Annotated in this window: 21 protein-coding genes; 13 read left to right on the top strand and 8 right to left on the bottom strand. The window is 71.3% G+C overall.

The genetic code is table 11. The features are described from left to right. Window positions 1–78 precede the first annotated feature (78 nt). Complete coding sequence (locus tag ABZX40_RS03830; protein ID WP_355731243.1) at window positions 79–1,113, bottom strand: aldo/keto reductase; 1,035 nt, start codon at window positions 1,111–1,113, stop codon at window positions 79–81. 192 nt (window positions 1,114–1,305) lie between these two features. Here ABZX40_RS03830 and ABZX40_RS03825 point away from each other — a divergent pair, with 192 nt between their 5' ends. From ABZX40_RS03825 to ABZX40_RS03800, 6 genes are all read left to right on the top strand, one after another. Next, complete coding sequence (locus ABZX40_RS03825; protein WP_355731245.1) at window positions 1,306–1,758, top strand: VOC family protein; 453 nt, start codon at window positions 1,306–1,308, stop codon at window positions 1,756–1,758. Continuing rightward, on the top strand, window positions 1,743–2,138 hold the full coding sequence (locus tag ABZX40_RS03820; RefSeq protein ID WP_355731247.1) for a nuclear transport factor 2 family protein: 396 nt from the start codon (window positions 1,743–1,745) through the stop codon (window positions 2,136–2,138). The genes ABZX40_RS03825 and ABZX40_RS03820 overlap by 16 nt, the downstream gene beginning before the upstream one ends. Window positions 2,139–2,300: 162 nt before the next feature. Beyond that, the gene (locus ABZX40_RS03815; RefSeq protein WP_355731248.1) at window positions 2,301–3,152 is read left to right on the top strand and encodes a fumarylacetoacetate hydrolase family protein; all 852 of its coding nucleotides are present in this window, start codon (window positions 2,301–2,303) and stop codon (window positions 3,150–3,152) included. Window positions 3,153–3,178: 26 nt separating this feature from the next. Continuing rightward, window positions 3,179–4,342: an amidohydrolase family protein gene (locus tag ABZX40_RS03810; protein ID WP_355731250.1), complete on the top strand. Its 1,164-nt coding sequence runs from the start codon at window positions 3,179–3,181 to the stop codon at window positions 4,340–4,342. A 283-nt stretch (window positions 4,343–4,625) separates the two neighbouring features. Then, the gene (locus ABZX40_RS03805) at window positions 4,626–5,399 is read left to right on the top strand and encodes an aldolase/citrate lyase family protein (protein ID WP_355731252.1); all 774 of its coding nucleotides are present in this window, start codon (window positions 4,626–4,628) and stop codon (window positions 5,397–5,399) included. Then, complete coding sequence (locus tag ABZX40_RS03800) at window positions 5,396–5,752, top strand: cupin domain-containing protein (protein ID WP_355731253.1); 357 nt, start codon at window positions 5,396–5,398, stop codon at window positions 5,750–5,752. Before ABZX40_RS03805 ends, ABZX40_RS03800 begins: the two co-directional genes overlap by 4 nt. 68 nt (window positions 5,753–5,820) lie before the next feature. On the opposite strand, the gene ABZX40_RS03795 is transcribed toward ABZX40_RS03800, so the two are convergent. The 3 genes from ABZX40_RS03795 to fdxA all read right to left on the bottom strand — a co-directional run bounded on the left by ABZX40_RS03795 (window position 5,821) and on the right by fdxA (window position 8,156). Further along, window positions 5,821–6,621, bottom strand: a complete 801-nt coding sequence (locus tag ABZX40_RS03795) for an IclR family transcriptional regulator (RefSeq protein WP_355731255.1) — start codon at window positions 6,619–6,621, stop codon at window positions 5,821–5,823. Window positions 6,622–6,846: 225 nt separating this feature from the next. Next, entirely contained in the window at window positions 6,847–7,845 is a 999-nt protein-coding gene (locus tag ABZX40_RS03790; protein ID WP_355731256.1) for an NAD(P)/FAD-dependent oxidoreductase, read from the bottom strand. Beyond that, window positions 7,842–8,156, bottom strand: coding sequence for a ferredoxin (fdxA, locus tag ABZX40_RS03785; protein WP_355731512.1), 315 nt, complete (start codon window positions 8,154–8,156; stop codon window positions 7,842–7,844). Before fdxA ends, ABZX40_RS03790 begins: the two co-directional genes overlap by 4 nt. A gap of 205 nt (window positions 8,157–8,361) precedes the next feature. Here fdxA and ABZX40_RS03780 point away from each other — a divergent pair, with 205 nt between their 5' ends. The 4 genes from ABZX40_RS03780 to ABZX40_RS03765 are packed head-to-tail and all read left to right on the top strand — an operon-like array spanning window position 8,362 to window position 12,623. Continuing rightward, on the top strand, window positions 8,362–9,714 hold the full coding sequence (locus ABZX40_RS03780) for an aromatic ring-hydroxylating dioxygenase subunit alpha (RefSeq protein WP_355731258.1): 1,353 nt from the start codon (window positions 8,362–8,364) through the stop codon (window positions 9,712–9,714). Continuing rightward, on the top strand, window positions 9,711–10,235 hold the full coding sequence (locus ABZX40_RS03775; protein ID WP_355731260.1) for an aromatic-ring-hydroxylating dioxygenase subunit beta: 525 nt from the start codon (window positions 9,711–9,713) through the stop codon (window positions 10,233–10,235). The genes ABZX40_RS03780 and ABZX40_RS03775 overlap by 4 nt, the downstream gene beginning before the upstream one ends. Window positions 10,236–10,254: 19 nt before the next feature. Further along, entirely contained in the window at window positions 10,255–11,466 is a 1,212-nt protein-coding gene (locus tag ABZX40_RS03770; protein WP_355731261.1) for a Dabb family protein, read from the top strand. Then, window positions 11,463–12,623, top strand: coding sequence for a hypothetical protein (locus tag ABZX40_RS03765; RefSeq protein WP_355731263.1), 1,161 nt, complete (start codon window positions 11,463–11,465; stop codon window positions 12,621–12,623). The genes ABZX40_RS03770 and ABZX40_RS03765 overlap by 4 nt, the downstream gene beginning before the upstream one ends. Before the next feature lie 78 nt (window positions 12,624–12,701). Here the strand turns inward: ABZX40_RS03765 and ABZX40_RS03760 are convergent, their stop codons facing one another. Next, on the bottom strand, window positions 12,702–13,775 hold the full coding sequence (locus tag ABZX40_RS03760) for a TauD/TfdA family dioxygenase (RefSeq protein ID WP_355731264.1): 1,074 nt from the start codon (window positions 13,773–13,775) through the stop codon (window positions 12,702–12,704). A 492-nt stretch (window positions 13,776–14,267) separates the two neighbouring features. Here ABZX40_RS03760 and ABZX40_RS03755 point away from each other — a divergent pair, with 492 nt between their 5' ends. Then, entirely contained in the window at window positions 14,268–14,675 is a 408-nt protein-coding gene (locus tag ABZX40_RS03755; protein WP_355731266.1) for a heme-binding protein, read from the top strand. Between the two features lie 49 nt (window positions 14,676–14,724). On the opposite strand, the gene crcB is transcribed toward ABZX40_RS03755, so the two are convergent. From crcB to ABZX40_RS03740, 3 genes are read right to left on the bottom strand one after another with little or no spacing between them, the layout of a single operon-like run. Beyond that, window positions 14,725–15,099 (bottom strand): fluoride efflux transporter CrcB, encoded by a 375-nt coding sequence (gene crcB, locus ABZX40_RS03750; RefSeq protein ID WP_355731268.1) that lies wholly within the window; start codon window positions 15,097–15,099, stop codon window positions 14,725–14,727. Then, window positions 15,096–15,491 carry a DUF190 domain-containing protein gene (locus tag ABZX40_RS03745; protein ID WP_355731270.1) on the bottom strand — a complete coding sequence of 132 codons (396 nt, stop codon included), beginning with the start codon at window positions 15,489–15,491 and terminating at the stop codon, window positions 15,096–15,098. Before ABZX40_RS03745 ends, crcB begins: the two co-directional genes overlap by 4 nt. Further along, window positions 15,488–16,018, bottom strand: coding sequence for a CrcB family protein (locus tag ABZX40_RS03740; protein ID WP_355731272.1), 531 nt, complete (start codon window positions 16,016–16,018; stop codon window positions 15,488–15,490). The genes ABZX40_RS03745 and ABZX40_RS03740 overlap by 4 nt, the downstream gene beginning before the upstream one ends. 493 nt (window positions 16,019–16,511) lie before the next feature. On the opposite strand from ABZX40_RS03740, the gene hppD reads away from it, so the two are divergent. Then, window positions 16,512–17,717 (top strand): 4-hydroxyphenylpyruvate dioxygenase, encoded by a 1,206-nt coding sequence (gene hppD, locus ABZX40_RS03735; RefSeq protein ID WP_355731274.1) that lies wholly within the window; start codon window positions 16,512–16,514, stop codon window positions 17,715–17,717. Between the two features lie 105 nt (window positions 17,718–17,822). Then, the gene (fahA, locus tag ABZX40_RS03730; RefSeq protein WP_355731276.1) at window positions 17,823–19,022 is read left to right on the top strand and encodes a fumarylacetoacetase; all 1,200 of its coding nucleotides are present in this window, start codon (window positions 17,823–17,825) and stop codon (window positions 19,020–19,022) included. Window positions 19,023–20,234: the final 1,212 nt, after the last annotated feature.

Genomic DNA, 20,234 nt, shown 5'->3' with positions numbered 1-20,234 from the left:
CTGACGGTCGGAGGCGGAAGCGGAAAGGGAAGAAGGGCGGGTGTTCTCACACCCGCCCTTCTTCCCTGCCCGGATGCCTCAGCGGCGGCGCAGCGCCGCGCTCTCCAGCGCCGGCGGCACATGGCCGATGTCCCGGGGGTTGAGCACACTGCCCGGCGCCACCAGCGCGTCGATCCGGTCCAGCGCCTCGGCCGACAGCGGCCGGTCCACGGCACTGAGCTGCGAGACGAGCTGGTCATGGGTGCGCGGGCCCATCAGCGCCGATGTGACCCCCGGGTGGGCCAGCACGAACCGCAGGGCCAGCTCCACCAGCGTGCAGCCCTCGTCGTCGGCGAGCTTCACCAGTTCCTCCACCACCGCCAGCTTGGCCTCGCGCACCCGCTGGTCGGCGTAGTCGAAGTGGTCGCCGTTGGTGCGGGCCCGGGAGTCGCCCGACGGCTCGGCCCCGGCCCGGTACTTGCCGGTCAGCCAGCCCCCGTTCAGCGGGCTCCACACCATGACGCCCATCCGGTGGCGCTGCGCGGTCGGCAGCGCCGCGGCCTCCGCGTGCCGGGCCAGCACCGAGTACGAGAGCTGCTCCACCGTGAACCGTTCACGGCCGATGCGCCGGGCCGCCCACTGCGCCTCCACGATCTCCTCCGCCGGGAAGCTGGAGGTGCCGATGGCCCGCACCTTGCCCGCCCGCACCAGATCGCCGAGCGCGCCGAGGGTCTCCTCGATGTCGGTGCGCGGATCGGGCCGGTGGACGAGATACACGTCCAGATGGTCCGTGCCCAGCCGCCGCAGACTGTCCTCCACGGCCCGGGTGATCCACAGCCGGGAGGTGCCGCCCCGGTTGCGGTCGAGCGGGCGGCCCGGCATCCCGTTCTGGAACTTCGACACCAGGACGACCTCGTCGCGCCGCCCCTTCAGGGCCCTGCCGAGGATCTCCTCGGACTCGCCGAAGGCGTAGACATCGGCGGTGTCGACGAAGTTGACCCCGGCGTCCAGCGCCGTGGCCACCATGCGGTGGCACTCCGCCTCGTCGGTGTTGCCCCAGGCGCCGAACATCATCGACCCGAGGCACAACTCGCTCACCTCGATGCCCGTCCCGCCCAGAATCCGGTAGTGCATGCTGGCCCTCGCCTCTCGCGAACCACGCCGATCTCACTGTCCTGCGCAGAGTCCCACAGCGGCGGCCCGGGAACCGATGTCGCGCGGGGTCAGCGTTGTCCGCGCACGTGTTGTGTCCCCAGCACATCGACCTGCGGCGGAGACCGGCCTAGGCTCGGTGGGGAAAGCTGCACCACTCTTGATGGAGGTACCGTGACCACCGGTCTCACCAAGGCCCGCTGGACGCATGTCGCGCTGCCCACCGGCGATCTCGACAAGTCGATCGCGTTCTACACCTCACTGACTCCGCTGGTCGTGGTCGAGCGGTTCCAGGACGCGGACGGCGAGAGCGTCTGGCTCTCCAACGACCAGCAGGCCGAGACCCCGTTCGTGCTGGTCCTGGTGTCGTTCAACAAGGACAAGGGAAACCAGCTGGGTCTGCTGCACCCGTTCGCCCACCTCGGTATCGAGGTGCCGACCCGCGAGGACGTGGACGCGCTCGCCGACCGGGCCCGGGACCTGGGCTGTCTGCACTGGGAGCCCCGGCAGATGCCCGACCCCGTCGGCTACATCTGCGCGCTGAAGGACCCCGACGGCAATGTCGTCGAGATCTCCCACGACCAGCAGGTCTTCGACACGGTCCGTGAGAAGTGGGGTTCGCGCTGAGAGACACCCGCGCCACCGTCGAGGCGTACCTCGCGGCGCTGAACGCCCACGACGCCGATGCCGTGGCGGACTGCGTCGCCGAGGACTTCGTCAATGAGCACACCTCGGTCATGGGCCGGGACCGGCGGGGCCGCGCCGAGTACCGGGCGGCGCTCACCGGGTTCCTGGCCGAGTTCCGGGACCTCGCCTACGCGCCGGAACAGATCCTGGTCGACGGGGCGTCGGCGGCGGTGCCGTATGTGATGACCTTCCGGCTGCGCTCGGCGGGCGACCGGCCCGTCCGGGTCCGGGGCGTCTTCGTGTTCGCGGTGTCCGAGGGGCTGCTCACCCGCCGCACGGACTACTGGGACAGCGGCGAGGTCCGCCGCCAGCTGGAGTGACCTGAACGCCCTGGTCCGGCGCCCCGCCGTGGCCCCAACACCCTCTTGCCGACACCCCGTTCGCCTACCTCGCGGACGGGGTGTCGGCATGTGTTCAGACCCCCTTTGCGTATCGCTTGACATGATGGTGTCTCGCATTAAAAGATGCACAGCATGCGAGTAGTGACGACTGAGGCCGGCCTTGGCCGGCTGGAGGACGGGGCCGTCGCCCTGCTGGACACTGCTTTTCCCGATCTCGGCGCGGTCCTCGAACAGGAGGGCTCGCTGCACTGTCTGGCCTCCTGTCCGGTGAGCCTGCGCATCCCCCTCGAACAGGCGGTGCTCCGGGCCCCGCTGGGCCGGCCGCGTGCCGTGTGGGGGGTCGGGCTGAACTATGTGTCCAAGGCGACGCTGACCGGCCGGGGACTGCCCGAGGACCCGATCCTGTATCTGGCGGCCTCCTCCGCGGTGCCCGCCCCGGGCGCCCGGGTGGCGATCCCCGACACCGTGGCCGAACCCGACTACGAGGGCGAGATCGCCGTCGTCATCGGCGGGCGGCTGCACCGCGCGGCCGAGCATGAGATCTGGCCCGCCGTGGCCGGTATCACCGCGGCCAACGACATGACCGCCCGTGATGTCATGCGCAGCACAGGCATCCCGGCCCTCGCCAAGAGCTATCCCGGCTTCACCCCGCTCGGCCCGTCCCTGTGCACCCCCGAGGAACTGGCCGACCGCGACGCCATCCCGGTCCGCACGCGGGTCAACGGCGAACTCCGGCAGGACGACACCAGCGCCGGCATGATCTTCCCGCTCACCGAACTCATCAGCAGACTGTCGTGGTTCACCGCTCTCGAACCCGGCGACGTCGTGCTCACCGGAACCCCGGCCGGCACCGGCCAGGACCGCGCCTGCTTCCTCGCCGACGGCGACGAGGTCCAGGTCGAGGTGGCCGGCGTCCTGCCCCTGATCACCCGTGTCGCCCGAGCCGCGGGCACCGCACCGCGCGACCACCGGCTGACCGAATCCGTCAGCTGACCGTCCTCACCCAGGAGCCCACAGCGATGTCCCCTTCCTCCGTGCCCTCCTACGACCTCGTCCTGGCCGGCGGCACCGTCATCGACCCCGCCTCGGGCACCAACGCCCGGCTCGACGTGGCCGTCACCGGTGACCGCATAGCCGCGATCGGCGAGAACCTCGCCCCCGGGGCGACCCGCACGATCGATGTCACCGGCTCCACCGTGCTGCCTGGCCTGGTCGAGGGTCACACCCATATCTTCCAGTACGTCTCCGCCGTCGGCGCCCCCGCCGAGGAGGCCCATCTGCGCCGCGGTGTGGTCGCGGCGGCCGACGCCGGGACCGCCGGAGCCTCCACCTTCGCCGCCTTCCGCAAGCTGGTGGTCGAGGCCAACCCGCTGCGTATCGTCAACTTCCTCAATGTGTCGGTGCTCGGTCTGATCGACTTCAGATTCGGCGAACTCCTCAACCCCGACACCCTGGTCGTCGAGGACGCCCTCGCCACCGCCGCGGCCCACCCCGATGTGGTGCGCGGCTTCAAGATCCGGCTGTCCGAGGATGTCGTCGGCGAGCACTGGGAGGCGCTGCTCAAGAAGTCGGTCGACCTCGCCGGACAGGCCGGGCTGCCGCTGATGGTGCACATCGGCGAGACCGAGGAGCCGCTGCCGGTCGTCCTGGAGCATCTGCGCCCCGGCGACATCGTGGCCCACTGCTACACCGGCAAGCCGCACGGCATCCTCGACGGCGAGCGCGTGCAGCCCGCGGTCACCGCGGCCCGGGAGCGCGGGGTGCTGTTCGACTCCGCGCACGGCAAGAGCAACCTCAGCTTCGAGGTCGCCCGCCGGGCCATCGCCGACGGCTTCCTGCCCGATGTCCTCAGCTCCGACACCAGCGCCCGCAACTGGCGGGGCCCGGTCTTCGACCTGCTCACCAGCATCTCCAAGCTGGTCGCGCTGGGCGCCCCGCTGGAGGAGTGCGTCCGCCGCGCCACGGTCGCCCCGGCCAAGCTGCTGGGCCTCGACAGCGAGGGCTACGGACGGCTGGAGGTCGGCGGACGGGCCGATGTCACCGTCGTCACCGAGACCGAGGAGGTCGTCCTGCCCGACGCGTCCGGCAACTCCCTCGTCGCCCCGCGCCTGGAGCCCACCGTGGTCCTGCACGGCGGCACCGAGATCGACATCGTCCCGTGGCGCGGCCTGAAGCCGGCGTGACCCACCGCCATCCCGTGCGGTGCGTCCCGAGGGGCGGCGGGAGGCACCCGTATCGCGTCCGGTGCCTCCAGCGCGCTGGCGAGACGCACCCGTATCGCGTCCAGTGCCTCCAGCGCGCTGACGGGACGCACCCGTACCCCGCCCCGTGCCTCCAGGGCGCCGGCGCGACGCACCCGTGTCCCGCGCTGTGCGTCCCGGGGGACAGCGCGAGGCACCCATGTTCCGTCCGGTGCGTCCCCGGGTTCGGCGGGACGCACCGGCACCGTCCGGGGAGGAGACGCAGATGACCGCATCGGACATCCATGAGCGGCGCCGTGGGCTGCGCGCCGCGCTCACCGCCCCGGGCGGCGCCGTCGGTACCTTCGTCAAGCTGGCCACGCCCGATGTGGTGGAGCTGGCGGCGGCGGCCGGGTGCGCGTTCGTGGTGGTCGACCTCGAACACTCCACCCTCACCGAGCAGGACGCCGTCGCCCTGGTGCGGCACGCGGACGTCTGCGGGCTGCCCGCGCTGGTGCGGGTGCCCGAGGTGGACGCGCCCGCCGTCAACCGGCTCCTTGAGGCCGGGGCGGCGGGCATCCAGCTCTCCATGCTCACCCGTACCGCCCAGCGCGACGCCCTGGTGGCGGCCACCCGGTTCGCGCCTAAGGGCCGCCGTTCGGTGAGCCTCGCCAACCGGGCCGCCCGGTTCGGGGCCGTTCCGCTCGCGGACTTTCTGCGGGGCGAGCGGGACGACCCTCCCGTGCTGGTCGGCCAGATCGAGACCGCCCGTACCGATCCGCTGCCCGACCTGGTCGCCCCGCTCGACGTCTGCTTCGTCGGCTCCACCGACCTCGCCGTCGACCTGGGCCTGCCCGCCGACCCGGCGGTCCTGCGCACCGCCGTGGCCGGGGTGCGGGACGCCGCCCGCCGCGCGGGAGTCGCCTTCGGCGGCTGGGCACCGCGCCGGTCCGCCGCGGTGGACCTCGGGCTCGGCGACGCCGACTATCTGGTCGTCGGCTCGGACCTTCAGCTACTCGCGGCCGGCCTGCGCACGGTCGCCGGAGAGGAGAACCCATGAGCACCCGCAACGCGGCGCTGTTCCACACGGTCGTCAACTGGGACGAACTGCCGGTGACCCAGGTACGCCCCGGGGTGCGCCGACGGGTCTACGCCACCGACGAGGTGATGATCTGCCACCATGAGCTCCAGGTCGGCATGACCCTCAACCCGCACACCCACGACGACTTCGACCAGCTCGTCCATATCGCCGAGGGCCGGGCCAACTACTACGTCGACGGCGTGGCGCACGACATGCGCGCGGGCTCGTTCCTGCTGGTGCCCCGGGGCAGCGAGCACTACGTCGAGCCGACCGAAGCCCCCTGTGTCAACATCGACTTCTTCGTCCCGCCCCGGGCGGATCTGCTGCCCTGAGCGCACGGAAAGCGCACGGGAAGCGCACGGAAAAGGGGCCCACCGCATGGGCCCCTTTTCCGGTGGTGCTAGCCGCCGTTGCCGGGCGCGATCCCGGAGTTGCCGAGCCGCTGCGACAACGAGCGGGCCGTCTCCAGGAGTTGCCGGGCCATCGGCGAGTCGACGTCGTCCGGGACGGTCGCCGTGGTCCCGACGATCGCGAGGGTGCCGCTGATCTTGTCGCCCTCGAAGATCGGCGCCGCGATGGTGCGCACCCCGTTGACGGTGGGGGAGTTGACCGAGAGACCGTGCTCCCGGATCGCCTCCAGCTCCTCGGTCAGCTCGGCCGACCGGCGCACCGCGCGCGGCACCGCCGGTACCTGGTCCGGCGGCAGGAACGCCAGGAAGACCCGGCCCTGCGCGGACGAGGTGAGATGCAGCCGCGAGCCCACCCGGACGCTGATCCGGACCATGTGGGCGGTGTTGTCCACCGACCGGACCACGGTCGCCGACTCGCCGTCCCAGACGGACAGCACGATCGTCTCGTCGACGCGCCGGACCAGATCCTCCATGTACGGCTCGGCGGCGGCCACGATCGGCAGCCCGGCCCGCGCCGCCGAGGCGAGGGTGAGCACCTGGGGGCCCAGCGAGTACAGCGAGGTGCGCTCGTCGTACCGCAGCAGGTTCGCCGCCCGCAGCGCCTTGGTGTAGCGGTGCGCGGTCGCCTTGCTCGCCCCGAGCCGCTCGGTGATCTCATTGAGGCTCATATGCGGTTTGCCGACCGTGAACGACCCGAGGATCAGCGCCGCTCGCTGCACCGTCTGGATGGTCGGCGCGGTCCTGTCCGGGCCGTCCTGCTCCCCGGTGCCGCGCTGCGCCTTCGTGGGCATGTATCTATCGCTCCCAACCGTACGTGACCGGTCATAAGACATGAAATGAAACGGCGTATTGAATTGAGGTGTGGCAAGGGGGAGTGTAACGGCGGGTGCGGGGATGAGAACCCCGCCGAACCCCCGGTCCGCGCAAGGCCGGATGCCCCTCGATGTCCCCCGATGCCCCCCGATGTCCCCGGGGGGCCCGGGTGGCGGGCCGGACCGGTGGTCCGGCCCGGGGACTCAGGCGTCGGAGGAGTGACCCGGAGTGAGCGAGCGGGTCGGATCCAGCAGCGCCGCGATGTGGTTGACGGCGAGGGCCGCCTCCCCGAAGCCGATGGAGATGAGACTCACCTTTCCGTCGTGGTCGGAGATGTCCCCGGCCGCGTACACCCGCTCACGGCTGCTCCTCATGGTGCGGTCCACCAGGATGTGCCGGCGGCGCAGCTCCAGCCCCCACCGCTCGATGGGGCCGAGGTCGGCGATGAAGCCGAGCGCGGCCACCACGCTGTGGGCGGGCAGGGTGACCCGGTCGCCGTCGGCCGAGGCGACCACCACCTCCGTGACCGTCTCCTCGCCGTGGACCTTCTCCACCTCGTAGGGGGTGAGGACCCGGACCGAGCAGGAGTGGACCTGCTCGACGGAGCGTTCATGGGCGCGGAAGCGGGTGCGCCGGTGCACCAGGGTGACCGAGGCGGCGATCGGCTCCAGGGTGAGCGCCCAGTCCAGCGCCGAGTCCCCGCCGCCGACCACGACGACGTCCTGACCGGCCAGCTCGGCCGGGCGCGGGACGAAGTAGCGCAGTCCGCGGTCCAGGTACTCCGAGCCCACCGGCAGCTCCCGGGGGACGAAGTTGCCGATCCCGCCGCAGACCAGGACCGCGCCCGCCCTGATCCGGGCACCGCGGTCGGTGGTGGCCAGCACCCCGCCCTCGATGTCCGCCAGGTCGGTGACGCCGTGGCCCAGCAGATAGACGGGGTCCCAGCGTCCGGCCTGTTCGATCAGCCGGTCCACCAGGTCCTGGCCGCGGACGGCGGGGAAGCCGGCCACGTCGTAGATCAGCTTCTCCGGGTAGAGGGCGGCGATCTGGCCGCCGGCCTCGGGCAGGGCGTCGGCGATGGCGACGCTCATCCCGCGGAATCCGGCGTAGTACGCCCCGTAGAGGCCGGTCGGACCCGCGCCGATGACGAGCAGGTCGACGGCGATCTCAGGGCCGCCGGGCGGGGTCGTGGGGCCGGTCATGCGCCGACCTCCGGGTGGTCGTGGCCGGTCCGGCCGACCTTGCGCGCTCCGCCGGGCGAGCCCAGCGGTTCGTCGCCGAGCAGGAAGAACTCGGCGTTGATGCGCTCGTACGGCTTGCGGTCGTCCGGCAGATCCTCATGGTGGAAGATCGAGATCTGCGGGCAGACGGGTTCGCAGCGCCCGCACTCCACGCATTCGTCGGGCTGGATGTAGAGCATCCGGTCGCCCTCGTAGATGCAGTCGGCCGGGCACTCCTCCATGCACGACTTGTCCATGACGTCGACGCAGGCATCGGTGATGACGTATGGCACGAGCTTGTTGCCCTTCACACGGTCGCACAGAATGCGAGACGGTGTATTTCATTGTGGGATTGGATGATGACGCCACCAGGAGGGGGTGTCAACCATGCGACGGATGCTTGACACCATCAGTCCGCTGGGAGACGCTACTGCGACATACGAGATGGCGTCTCACGAGACGTCACTCGGGTCGGGACTTGTGAGAGGCAAACGCCCCATGGGAAGCAACCCCCGGACCGTCCCAGCACCGATGGTCGTCGAGGACTGGGACCGGCTCACCTTCCGGGTCAACCGCGATGCCTACCGCAGCGCGGAGATCTTCGCCCGGGAACGCGGCTGGGTGTGGCAGCACACCTGGCTGTATCTCGGGCATGAGACGGAGATCCCCCAGCCCAACGATTTCAAGGTCCGCACGCTGGGCGGCCGGCCACTGATCTTCTGCCGGGACAGCGCCGGTGAACTGCACGCCTTCCTGAACTCGTGTCCGCACCGCGGAACCGTGCTGTGCCGCGAGAACGAAGGTTCGACCAGACTCTTCCAGTGCTTCTATCACGCCTGGACATTCCGGAACAATGGTGAGGTCGCCGCCATCCCGGATGCGGGGGCCTATGAGTCCACCGACGAGTTCCGCCAGTCCATGGGCCTGCGCTCGGTGCCCCGGCTGGAGACCCACGAGGGATTCGTCTTCGTCTCCTTCGACCCGGACGTCCCCCCGCTGCTCGACTACCTCGGCGACGCCGCCGACTACATGACGATGATCGAGCAGCAGCACACCGGCGGGATGACCACCCTGCCCGGCACCCAGCTCTACAGCGTGCGCGGCAACTGGAAGCTCGCCGTCGAGAACGCCATGGACGGCTACCACTTCGCGCCCACCCACAACACCTTCGTGGGCTATCTGCGCGAGAGCGGCTACGCCGTCACCGACGACAACCAGTACGCCTACAACCTCGGCAACGGCCATGGACTGCTGGTCCTGACCGGGCACGGCGGCCGGATCAGCATGATCTGGGAACCCCGCTTCGGCGAGGACGAGCGGATCCGCACCGAGGCCCACCGCGCCGAGATGACCGAGCGCCTCGGCGAGCGGCGGGCCCACCATGTGGCGGACGAGAGCCATATCCTCTTCGTCTTCCCCAACCTCCTCCTCTTCGACATCGAGGGCCTGTCCATCCGCCAGCTCGAACCGGTGGCCCCCGACCAGACCGACGTCCGCGCCTGGCAGCTCGTGCCGCGCGAGGAGGACCCGGAGACCCGCGCCCTGCGCATGAAGACGGTCGTCAGCTTCGTCGGCCCCGGCGGCCTCGCCACCCCCGACGACATCGAGGCGTACGAGGCCGTCCAGCGCGGCATCCAGGCAACCGCCGGCAACGCCGACCCCGGCAACGACTACAGCGACATGTCCCGCGGCATGGCCGACGAGGTCAAGGGCGTCCAGGGCCGGTCCACCGACGAGGGCGCGATGCGCGGCTTCTGGCGCCAGTGGGTCGACTCCGTGGGCGTGGAGGGCGGGCTAGAGGTGCACGGCGAACGCCCGGCATCCTTCCTCGAAGGGAGGGACGTGCGATGACCACGTCCGTGAGCCGCTCCACCGTGCACTGCGCGGGCCGCACCATCACCCGCCCCGAGGTGGAGGACTTCCTCTACGCCGAGGCCGACATCCTCGACCACTGGGACTACGACGCCTGGCTCGCCCTGTTCGAGCCCGGCGCCCGCTACGAGATCCCCACCACCGACTACCGCCCCGGCTGGTCCCCGCACGACACCGGTTCCTTCGTCGACGACGACTGGGGCCTGCTCACCGCCCGGGTCAAGCGCCTGAAGTCCCGCAAGGCCCACGCCGAGAACCCGCACTCCCGCACCCACCGCCTGGTCTCCAACGTGCGCTTGGCGGCGGACACCGAGGAGACCTTCAGGGTCAGCGCCTCCTTCGTCGTCCACCGCGCCCGCGACGGTCACTTCGACGCCTATGTCGGCTGGTACGAGCATCTGCTGGTGCCCACCGACGACGGCTTCCGGTTCCGGCTGCGGCGCTCCGTCCTCGGCCATGAGTCGCTCGCCGCCGGCGCCCGGCTCAGCTTCATCCTCTAGCGGCGACGGAAGGCGACCCATGATCCGGCACACCCTGTCCTTCCGTTTCACCGACGGAACCGACCCGGCCGTACGGGAGTCCGTCCTGGCCGAGCTGCGCACCTTCCCGGAGCGCTACCCGGCCATGCGCGGCTTCGTCCTCGGCGAGAACATCAGCACCCGCGACCGCACCTTCACCCACACGATGGCCGTCGACTTCGACGGGCCGGACGATCTGCTCGCCTACCTGGGCAGTGACTCCCACGAAAGCTTTGTGCACACCCGCTGGCGCCCGGTCATCTCCCAGCAGGCCATCACCTCGTTCGAGTACGCCGAGCGCCTGCCGCTCGCCGCAGGAAGGACTGCCCCCGTGAGCACCCGCCCCCGCGGCCCGTACGGCATGGAGTACGCCCGCATCGAAGTCCCCGACATGCAGGCCACCATCGAGTTCCTGGAGTACCACGTCGGGCTCCAGCTGGAGCAGCGCACCGATGACTACGCCTATCTGCGCGCCGACATCGAGCACCACTCCATCGAGCTGATCAGCGCCCCCGAGCGCACCGACGGCTGGACCACCGCGGTCGGCTACAGCGTGGAGAGCCAGGAGACCCTGGAGGCGCTGCGCAAGAGCGTCGCCGACGCCGGTCTGGAGATCCTGGAACTCCAGGAGCGCCAGCGGGCCCTGTGCGACGACGGCTTCGCGGTGAAGGACCCGAACGGCCTGATCATCGAGCTGTTCACCGAGTTCCAGGAGTACGCCGAGCCCCCGCACCTGGAGATCCGGCCGCTCGACCTGGTGCACCCCTTCATCGCCACCGCCAAGTTCGAGGAGACCCGGGACTTCTACCAGAACGTCCTGAACTTCCTGCCCTCGGACCATGTCGTCGGCTCGACCACGTTCTACCGCTGCGAGGACCGCTACCACCACAGCCTCGCCATCCAGAAGAACACCGAGCACTACGTCGCCCATCTGTGCTTCGCGATGAAGAGCCTCGACCATGTCATGCGGATGCGGGCGCGTGCGCTGTACAAGGGCGCCCCGATCGCCTCCGACATCGTCAACCACTCGGCGTCCACCTCGATCGCGTTCTATATGCACGACACCCGCTTCGGGCCGCGCTACGAGCTGTGCGACGCGCACCGGGTGTTCACCCCGGAGGAGCACGAGACGCACCGGCCGCGCCGTATGCCGGCCGACCCGCGCAACATCGACGTCTGGCGTCCGGCCGCCGACGACTGGGGACGTTTTTGAGTCACCACCTGCTCGACACCCTGCATCTGCTCGACCGGGTGGCCGCGCCACGCGGGAAGGAGCGGGTGGCGGCGCACCGGCTGCGCGCCTGGTGCGCCGACCGGTGGCCGCACATCGACTGGCAGGTCCTGGAGCACGGCCCCGAGGGCGGCAGCCTGATCGCCACCCACGGGGCCGGACCCCTGCTCTACTCCCATCTCGACACCTCACTCGACCCCGGTGACCCCGCGAACGCCCAGGTCACCGGCAGCAGCGCCGCCATCGCCCCGCTCGACGCCGACGGCGACGAGATCACCGGCTTCGGCCTCGGTGTGGCCCGCGGCCCCGCCGCCGCCGCGCTGGTGGCCTTCGCCGGGGCGGACACGGGGCGGCTGCTGCTCGCGGGGTCCGGCACCCATCGCCGCGACAGCGGGGTGACCGGCGTGGAGGCGTACGCCGGCACCCAGCCGCTGCCGGGCTCGGCGATCGTCGCCAAGTCCGGCCCGCCCACACTGCTGTGGCACGAGCCGGGCGCGCTGTATCTGACCGTCCGGGTGACCGGCCGCTCCGGTGCCGCGATGGCACCCGGGTCCGCCACCCCGCCCGGCGGGGTCCTCGCCTCCGCCGGGATCCTCCTGGACGAACTCGACCGCTGGCGCACCGCCTACCTCGCCGCCGACCCCCGGCAGGGGCAGACCGGCCGCGCCTGCGGTATCGGCGCGCTCGGCGGCGGCCGGCCCGACAAGCCCGACCTGCTGCCCGCCGCCCTGCGCATCGACCTGTATGTCGTCGCCGGGGACCCGGTGGAGCCCGCGGTGCTGGCGTCCGGGCTGGCCGACCGGCTGCGGGCCCGGTGCGCGGACACCCCGCTGCGGGACTGCGCGGTCGATGTCCGCGCCGAGCCCGTCGCGGTCGCCGCGGCGACCCCGGCCGACGCCCCCGTGGTGACGGCGGCCCGTGCGGCCTGGCGCGACGAGTTCGGCGCCGAGCCACCGCCGATGACCGGCTGGACCGGCTCGACCGACGGGGTCGTGCTGCGCGCCCGGGGCGTCGACACCGTACGCCTCGGGCCGCAGGCGCGGCCCGCCGCCGGGGATCCCCGGCGGGACACGCTGTCGCTGGGGCGGCTGGCCGCGTACGCGCGGGTCTACCGGCGGCTGCTGAACGAACTGCCGTAGGCGCCGGGAAGCCGGAAGAGGGACGCCCCCGTCGGGAGCGTCCCTCTTCTCATGGGCGGGTCCGTTCAGGACCCGGTGTCACGCGCCCCAGTCGTCGTTGACCGTGACGGCGTCGGCGATCCGGAACCGGCCACCGGGCAGCGGGGGAGTGGTGGGCTCGCCCATGACCACGACATGCTTGCCGAACTTGGGGGCCAGCGGACGGCCCACGTCCCGCTTGAGCCACAGCCGCAGCAGATGGCGGCGGAGCTCCGGCTCCGGGTGGTCGACATAGCTGGTCCGCGAGTGCAGGGCGGCGTAGTTGAGCAGCCACTGCACATCCCCGGGCTGGAAGTCCATGTCGATCGGCAGACCGGACTCCTGGGAGATCTCGTCGAACAGATTGATCGCCTCGGCCTGGTCGGGCGTCAGCGGGGGCACCCCCGGGTACTCCTGGGCGCTGAAGATCATCGAGTTGCCGGCATAGGTGCTGAAGATGCCGTCGACGTAGCTGATGATCGGTGAGGTGTAGGTCATCTCCGGGGAGTCCGGGTCCTGGCGGCGCCAGTCCCAGTGGTAGGTGTCGAAGAGCCGCGGGGCGAGGTCGGGGCGGCGGCGCAGCATCTCGTTGTAGATGGTGGTGCCGCTGACCAGGCTGGAGGCGCCGCCCTCCTTGGCGCCGCGCAGACACATCAGGGCGACGACATCGGAGCTGTCGGAGTGGAACGGCAGCCGGTCCCGGATCCGGGAGGGCAGGGCGCCCTCGTCGGACATCGTCTTGTTCGAGGTGGCGATGACATGGTCGAGCAGATCGCCGCGCTGGTTCTGCCCGATCGGCTGGCCCAGGTGCAGACCCATCACGACGAAGATCGCGGCGGCCAGGGTGGGACCGTACTCGTCGGTGCGCAGCCCGCGCACCAGGATGAAGCCCCGCCCGGCGTCCATCTGCCGGCCGCACTCGTCGTTGAGGGCGCGGGCGGCGTCGAGCGGGTAGTCGGCGGCGGTGACGGTGCGCAGATCCGGGTCGTCGGCGACGAAGCGCCGTCCCAGTTCCTCCAGTTCGGTGCGCTCGGCGTCACTGAGGACATAGATCCAGTCGGTCGACCGGGTCAGCTCGTCGCCGCGCCAGGCGGAGGGCCCGGTGATGTGCTGGAGAGGGGCGGTGGTGGTCACGGTGATGCACTCCTCGCGGATATGGGTGGATGGCCTGCCGGCGGCGGAACGACGGACGGCAAGGGCTTACGGACTGTGGCGGCCAGGCGGTCGCAGCGAGGCGACGCGGGCCCTCAGAAGGGTGTCTGAGGCTCGCCGACAGCCGTGCCGGGGCGCAGTCCTTCCCGGGGCGGGGAGTATCTGAGCGGTTCGTCGTAGGTCCGGCGGCCGGCGCACGACACGAGCAAGGCGCCGATCAGGGCGACTGGCTTCATGCGGGTCCCGTCCTTTCCAGAAGTGGCTCCACGATAGGAGGGGCGCGCAGCTCAGTCAATGGACGAGACGGCATCTTGTATTGCAGTACGTCATGACGGCCGTCGTACATGACCTCTTGTCTATTCCTATAGGGGACTGTAGGTTTCGGGTCGCCGGGCGTCCCTTCCGTACGCCGACGGTGAACCGCACAGCCTAAGTCAGCCTGCCCCGCCCACCCGACGGATCGGAACCCCCGACGTGAAGACCAGCACCGTCCTCGAACGTGACGACGTCGACCGCATCGTGGCGGCGGCCCAGGCGGAGGCCCTGCGCAACGACTGGGCCGTCACCATCGCCGTCGTCGACCCCGGCGGCCACCCCTGGACCGTCCACCGGCTCGACGGTGCCGTCCCGCTCAGCGCGCACATCGCCCCGGCCAAGGCCCGCACCGCCGCGCTGGCCCGCAAGGAGACCCAGCTCCTGGAGGACCAGATCAACCAGGGCCGCACCGCCTATGTGACGGCTCCCGTGATCGACGGGGTGCTGGAGGGCGGGGTGCCCATCCTCAAGGACGGCGAGTGCGTCGGCGCCGTCGGGGTGAGCGGAGCCCTCCCCGCGCAGGACGTCCAGATCGCCCGCGCGGGCATCGCGGCGCTGGGACTGTAACCGGGCCGCCTCTTTCGCTCCGGGGGCCGCGGGACGGTCGGCGGGGGCGTCAGCCCCACAGGGCCGTCGCCACCGCCGCCCCCGCGAAGGCCGCCCCCAGACCCGCCACCACACTGGCGGCGACATTGGCGGCGGCGAAGAACCTCGCCCCCGCCTCCGCCAGCCGCATCGTCTCGTACGAGAAGGTCGAGTACGTGGTCAGCGCCCCGCACAGGCCGGTGCCCACCAGCAGCTGAACGGAGTCGGACGCCGCCCCCTGCGCGACGGCACCGGTCAGCAGGCCCAGCACCAGACAGCCGACCACGTTCACGGTGAACGTCCCCCAGGGGAAGAGCGTGTCGTGCCGCCGCTGCACCGCCACATCGGTGAGATAGCGCAGCGGCGCCCCGACCGCCGCCCCGGCGACCACCAGCAGCCAGTTCACCGCCCGCCCTCCCGCTCCCGGCCCCGGTCCCCGTCTCCGTCCCGGTCCGCCTCCCTGTCCCGGCCGGCGTACCGGATGACCTCGCACTCGTCGAGGATCACCAGCCCCTCCGTGACCAGTCCGTCCAACTGGGGCAGGAACGCCCGGACCCGCTCCTCGTCATCGATGATGATCACCGCGATCGGCAGATCCTGGCTCAGCGACAGCAGCCGGGAGGTGTGCACCCGCGACGACGCCCCGAACCCCTCGATCCCGCGGAACACCGACGCCCCGGCCAGCCCGGCCCGGTGGGCGCGGTGCACGATCTCGGTGTAGAGCGGTCTGTGGTGCCAGACGTCGTCCTCGCCGATGAAGATGGTCACGCGCAGGGCGCGTCCGGTCAGTCGTGTCATCTCTGCCTCCACGCCAGGATCCGGCGGGTCGCCCATGCCGTGCCCCACACCGCCGTCAGTGCCGCCACCAGGGTCAGCGCCAGATAGCCGAGCCCCGTCCCCGCCCGCCCGGCGCCGATCAGCCGCTGGATGTCCACCGCGTAGGTGGAGAAGGTGGTGAACCCGCCCAGCACCCCCGTGCCGAAGAACGGCCGGACCAGCCGGTGCGCGGCCCACACCTCGCTGATCAGCACCATGAACACCCCGATCACCGCACAACCGGCCGCGTTCACCCCGAGCGTCGTCCAGGGGAAGGCGTCGTTCCCGGTCGGCCACAGCAGGGCCGCGCCGTACCGGGCCGAGGCGCCCAGCATGCCGCCCAGCGCGATCACGGCCACCACGGGCAGCTCCGTCCGCCACCGGCCGGGCCGCTGCGCGGGCAGGTGCAGATCGACATCGGGGTCGGTCGGCTCGGCCAGGGCGGGGGAGGGCGGTGGCTGTGGGGGTGGTGGCTGTGGGGAGGACGCGGGGGACGGTGAGGGGTCCATCGGCTCCGCGTCTCCTGTTCCCCGGGCATCCACAGTCTCAGGGTGCCGGTCATCGCCCGCCGGGACCAGCGGGCCCGGCACCGGGCCGCTCACCCTCGCCCCGCCGTGATCCGGACGCGCGTCCGGCCCGGTCGGCACCCTCGCCCGCGGGGGCCCAGGCACGCGGCACTGTCGTCGAGCATGACCGGATGATGCCAGGGCCCCTCGGCGACGGATCACCCGAGTCCCCGCCAACACCCCCCGCTCACCGCCCCGTCGCGTAAGCACCCTTCAGGCCATTCACAGGCTGTACAACATGTACCCGTCCACCCCGATTCCGCTGGGCAGAATGAGCAGGATGCCCAGCGCTCGCAGTAACTCTTGCACAAGAACCCGTCAGCCGCTGTTCTGGTGGCAGCGCGGGGCCGCGGCGCGTAAGCGGCGCTCGTTCCCGTGCCCTCTGCCACCACCGGGTTGCGTTGCCACAGAGTTGCCACCGAAGGGACGACGACACATGAGCATCGACCAGATCCTCACCAGTCAGGAGCGACTGGCCGAACTGGACCTCCCCCAGCTCCAGCAGCTCGTCGGCCTGGTCGAGTACGACGCCCAGAAGGACCCCTTCCCGGTGACCGGCTGGGACGCGGTGGTGTGGAACGTCGGCAACGCCACCCAGACGGCGCACTTCTACCAGTCGGCGTTCGGCATGGAGCTGATCGCCTACTCCGGCCCCGAGACCGGCAACCGCGACCACCAGGCGTACGTCCTGCGCAGCGGGGCGATCCGGTTCGTGTTCAAGGGCGCGGTCGACCCGGAGAGCCCCCTCGGGGACGCCCACCGGCGCCACGGCGACGGTGTCATCGACATCGCGCTGGAGGTGCCGGACGTCGACAAGTGCATCACCCACGCCCGCGCCCAGGGCGCCAAGGTCCTGGAGGAGCCGTACGACATCACCGACGAGAACGGCACGGTCCGCGTCGGTGCCATCGCCGCCTACGGCGACACCCGGCACACCCTGATCGACCGCTCCCGCTACGACGGCCCCTACCTGCCGGGCTATGTGGTGCGCACCTCGTCGTTCCAGCGGCGTGAGGGGCGCCCGCGCCGGATCTTCCAGGCGCTCGACCATGTGGTGGGCAATGTCGAGCTGGGCAAGATGGACGAGTGGGTCGACTTCTACAACCGGGTCATGAACTTCACCAACATGGCGGAGTTCATCGGCGACGACATCGCCACCGAGTACTCGGCGCTGATGTCGAAGGTCGTCGCCAACGGCAACCACCGGGTCAAGTTCCCGCTGAACGAGCCGGCGCTGGGCAAGAAGAAGTCGCAGATCGACGAGTTCCTGGAGTTCTACCAGGGCCCCGGCGCCCAGCATCTGGCGCTGGCCACCAACGACATCATCGCCTCGGTGGACGCGCTGCGCGCCGAGGGCATCGAGTTCCTGGCCACCCCGGACTCCTACTACGAGGACCCGGCCCTGCGCGCCCGGATCGGCGAGGTACGGGTGCCGGTGGACGAGTTGCAGAAGCGGGGCATCCTCGTGGACCGCGACGAGGACGGCTATCTGCTCCAGATCTTCACCAAGCCCCTCGGCGACCGCCCGACCGTGTTCTTCGAGCTGATCGAGCGCCATGGCTCGCTCGGCTTCGGCAAGGGCAACTTCCAGGCCCTGTTCGAGGCGATCGAGCGCGAGCAGGAGAAGCGCGGCAACTTCTGACGGGGACCGGTCGTCAGCGGCGGCGCGTGCCCTCGCGCCGCCCCTGACCCTCCCCCCTTCCGCACCGCCCTCTCCCACCCGCCCCGATCCCGGAAGTTACCCATCATGACGTGGCTGGACCTGCCCGCCGACGACCTGTTCGGCATCGACAATCTGCCCTACGGGGTCTTCGCGCCGCCCGGCGGGCCCGCCCGCGTCGGGGTGCGGGTGGGGGACCGGGTGCTGGACCTGGCCGCCCTGCTCGGCGACCCGGTGTTCGCCGCGCCCGCGCTCAACCCCTTCCTCGCCCTGGGCCGCGCCGCCTGGTCCGCGACCCGGGCCCGGATCCGCGAGGCGCTCACCGACGACGCGCGGCGGCCCGCCGCCGAGGCCGCCCTGCACCCGCTGGACGCGGTCACCCTGCGGCTGCCGTTCGAGGTCGGCGACTATGTCGACTTCTACGCCAGTGAGCACCACGCGACCAATCTCGGCCGCCTCTTCCGCCCCGGCGGCGACCCGCTGACCGCCAACTGGAAGCATCTGCCGATCGGTTACCACGGCCGCTCCGGCACGGTCGTCGTGTCCGGTACGCCGGTCACCCGCCCCAGCGGGCAGCGCAGGCCCCCGGGGAGCGACGCCCCGGTGTTCGGCCCCTCCCAGCGGCTCGACATCGAGGCCGAGATCGGCTTCGTGGTCGGCACCGGCTCACCGCTCGGCAGCCGCGTCCCGGTCTCCGGGTTCCGCGACCATGTCTTCGGTGTCTGCCTGGTCAACGACTGGTCGGCGCGGGACATCCAGGCATGGGAGTACGTGCCGCTCGGACCGTTCCTGGGCAAGTCCTTCGCCACCTCCGTCTCCGCGTGGGTGGTCCCGCTGGAGGCCCTGGACGCCGCCTGGACCGCGCCCCCGCCGCGCGACCCCGAGCCGCTGCCGTATCTCGCGGACGCGGGCAAGGACGGCCTGGACCTCGCCCTGTCGGTCCGGCTCAACGGCCAGGAGATCTCCACCCCGCCGTTCGCCACGATGTACTGGACCGGCGCGCAGATGCTCGCGCACATGACCGTCAACGGCGCCTCCACCCGCCCCGGCGACCTCTACGCCTCGGGGACGATCAGCGGCCCCGAGACCGGTCAGGAGGGCTCGCTCATCGAACTCACCCGAGGCGGCGCGGAGCCGCTCACGCTCCCCGACGGCACCGTCCGCACGTTCCTGGAGGACGGCGACGAGATCACCATCACGGCCTCCGCGCCGGGGCCGTCCGGCGCCCGACTGGGCCTCGGCGAGGTCGTGGGGCGGGTGGCGGCGGCTGTGGCGTCGGGTGGGTGAGGGCGCTTGCGGTGACCGGGGGGTGCTCCGCCGACGGACCAGGGGTTTCGCGGTGGTGGCTTCCCATCCGCTGGTCGAGTGCGTTTTCGCTGACCGGGGAGGGTTCTTCCGGTGATGGACCAGCGGTCTCGCGGTGGTGGCTTCCCGTTGGCTGGTCGAGTGCGCTGGCGCTGACCGGCGAGGGCCCTTCCGGTGACGGTTTCCCGTCCGCCGGTTGAGGGCGAATCCGCCGACCGGCGAGGACCATGCCGCTGACGCCTCTCCCGCTGACCGATGAGACGGGGCGCTGCCGCTGACGGCTGACCCGTCAGCCGGTCGGCGCCCCTTCGGCCTGCTGGTGGCGGTGCCCTTCCGCTGACGGCTTCGCCGCCGTCCGGTTGCCTGCCCGCCCGCCAACGGCGATGGGCCCCTCCGCGAGGGCCCTTCCGTCCACCGGTTGCCGGCTCTCACGCTGATCGGCGACGGGCCTGTGAGGGCCTTCTCGCCCACCGGTTGTCGGGCTTCACGCTGACCGGCGATGGGCCTCTCCGTGGGGGCCTTTCCGCCCGCCGGTTGCCAGCTCTCACGCTGATCGGCGACGGGCCTGTGAGGGTCTTCCCGTCCACCGGTTGTCGGGCTTCACGCTGACCGGCGATGGGCCTCTCCGTGGGGGCCTTCCGTCCACCGGTTGCCGGCTCTCACGCTGATCGGCGACGGGCCTGTGAGGGCCTTCTCGCCCACCGGTTGTCGGGCTTCACGCTGACCGGCGATGGGCCTCTCCGTGGGGGCCTTTCCGCCCGCCGGTTGCCGGCTCTCACGCTGATCGGCGACGGGCCTGTGAGGGTCTTCCCGTCCACCGGTTGTCGGGCTTCACGCTGACCGGCGATGGGCCTCTCCGTGGGGGCCTTCCGTCCACCGGTTGCTGGCTCTCACGCTGATCGGCGACGGGCCCGTGAGGGTCTTCCCGCCCACCGGTTGACGGCCCTCGCACTGACCGCCGACGCCAGTGCCACCGACCAGCGAAGTTCCTTCGGAGGTCGACCGGCCGAAGGCCGTTCCGTCGTCCGGTGGCGGGGTTCGCCCGCCGACGGCTTTCCCGCCGACCGGCGACGCCTCTGCCGTCGACCAGCCACAACGCTTCCGCCGACCAGCCACGACGCTTCCGCCGACCGGCGACGCCCCCGCCGCCGACCAGCCACAACGCTTCCGCCGACCGGCCGAAGACGGCTCCGC

Source organism: Streptomyces sp. NPDC004610 (genome assembly GCF_040609715.1).
Taxonomy (GTDB): Bacteria; Actinomycetota; Actinomycetes; order Streptomycetales; family Streptomycetaceae; genus Streptomyces.
This window is presented reverse-complemented; position numbering and strand designations above follow the sequence as displayed.

Excerpts from the sequence above, each read along its gene's own strand:
- ABZX40_RS03790 (WP_355731256.1), bottom strand. The coding sequence starts at position 7,845 with ATGACCGGCCCCACGACCCCGCCCGGCGGCCCTGAGATCGCCGTCGAC.
- ABZX40_RS03800 (WP_355731253.1), top strand. The coding sequence starts at position 5,396 with ATGAGCACCCGCAACGCGGCGCTGTTCCACACGGTCGTCAACTGGGAC.
- hppD (WP_355731274.1), top strand. The coding sequence starts at position 16,512 with ATGAGCATCGACCAGATCCTCACCAGTCAGGAGCGACTGGCCGAACTG.
- ABZX40_RS03830 (WP_355731243.1), bottom strand. The coding sequence starts at position 1,113 with ATGCACTACCGGATTCTGGGCGGGACGGGCATCGAGGTGAGCGAGTTG.
- ABZX40_RS03805 (WP_355731252.1), top strand. The coding sequence starts at position 4,626 with ATGACCGCATCGGACATCCATGAGCGGCGCCGTGGGCTGCGCGCCGCG.
- ABZX40_RS03780 (WP_355731258.1), top strand. The coding sequence starts at position 8,362 with ATGGGAAGCAACCCCCGGACCGTCCCAGCACCGATGGTCGTCGAGGAC.
- ABZX40_RS03745 (WP_355731270.1), bottom strand. The coding sequence starts at position 15,491 with ATGACACGACTGACCGGACGCGCCCTGCGCGTGACCATCTTCATCGGC.
- ABZX40_RS03770 (WP_355731261.1), top strand. The coding sequence starts at position 10,255 with ATGATCCGGCACACCCTGTCCTTCCGTTTCACCGACGGAACCGACCCG.
- ABZX40_RS03795 (WP_355731255.1), bottom strand. The coding sequence starts at position 6,621 with ATGCCCACGAAGGCGCAGCGCGGCACCGGGGAGCAGGACGGCCCGGAC.
- fahA (WP_355731276.1), top strand. The coding sequence starts at position 17,823 with ATGACGTGGCTGGACCTGCCCGCCGACGACCTGTTCGGCATCGACAAT.
- ABZX40_RS03810 (WP_355731250.1), top strand. The coding sequence starts at position 3,179 with ATGTCCCCTTCCTCCGTGCCCTCCTACGACCTCGTCCTGGCCGGCGGC.
- ABZX40_RS03775 (WP_355731260.1), top strand. The coding sequence starts at position 9,711 with ATGACCACGTCCGTGAGCCGCTCCACCGTGCACTGCGCGGGCCGCACC.
- ABZX40_RS03740 (WP_355731272.1), bottom strand. The coding sequence starts at position 16,018 with ATGGACCCCTCACCGTCCCCCGCGTCCTCCCCACAGCCACCACCCCCA.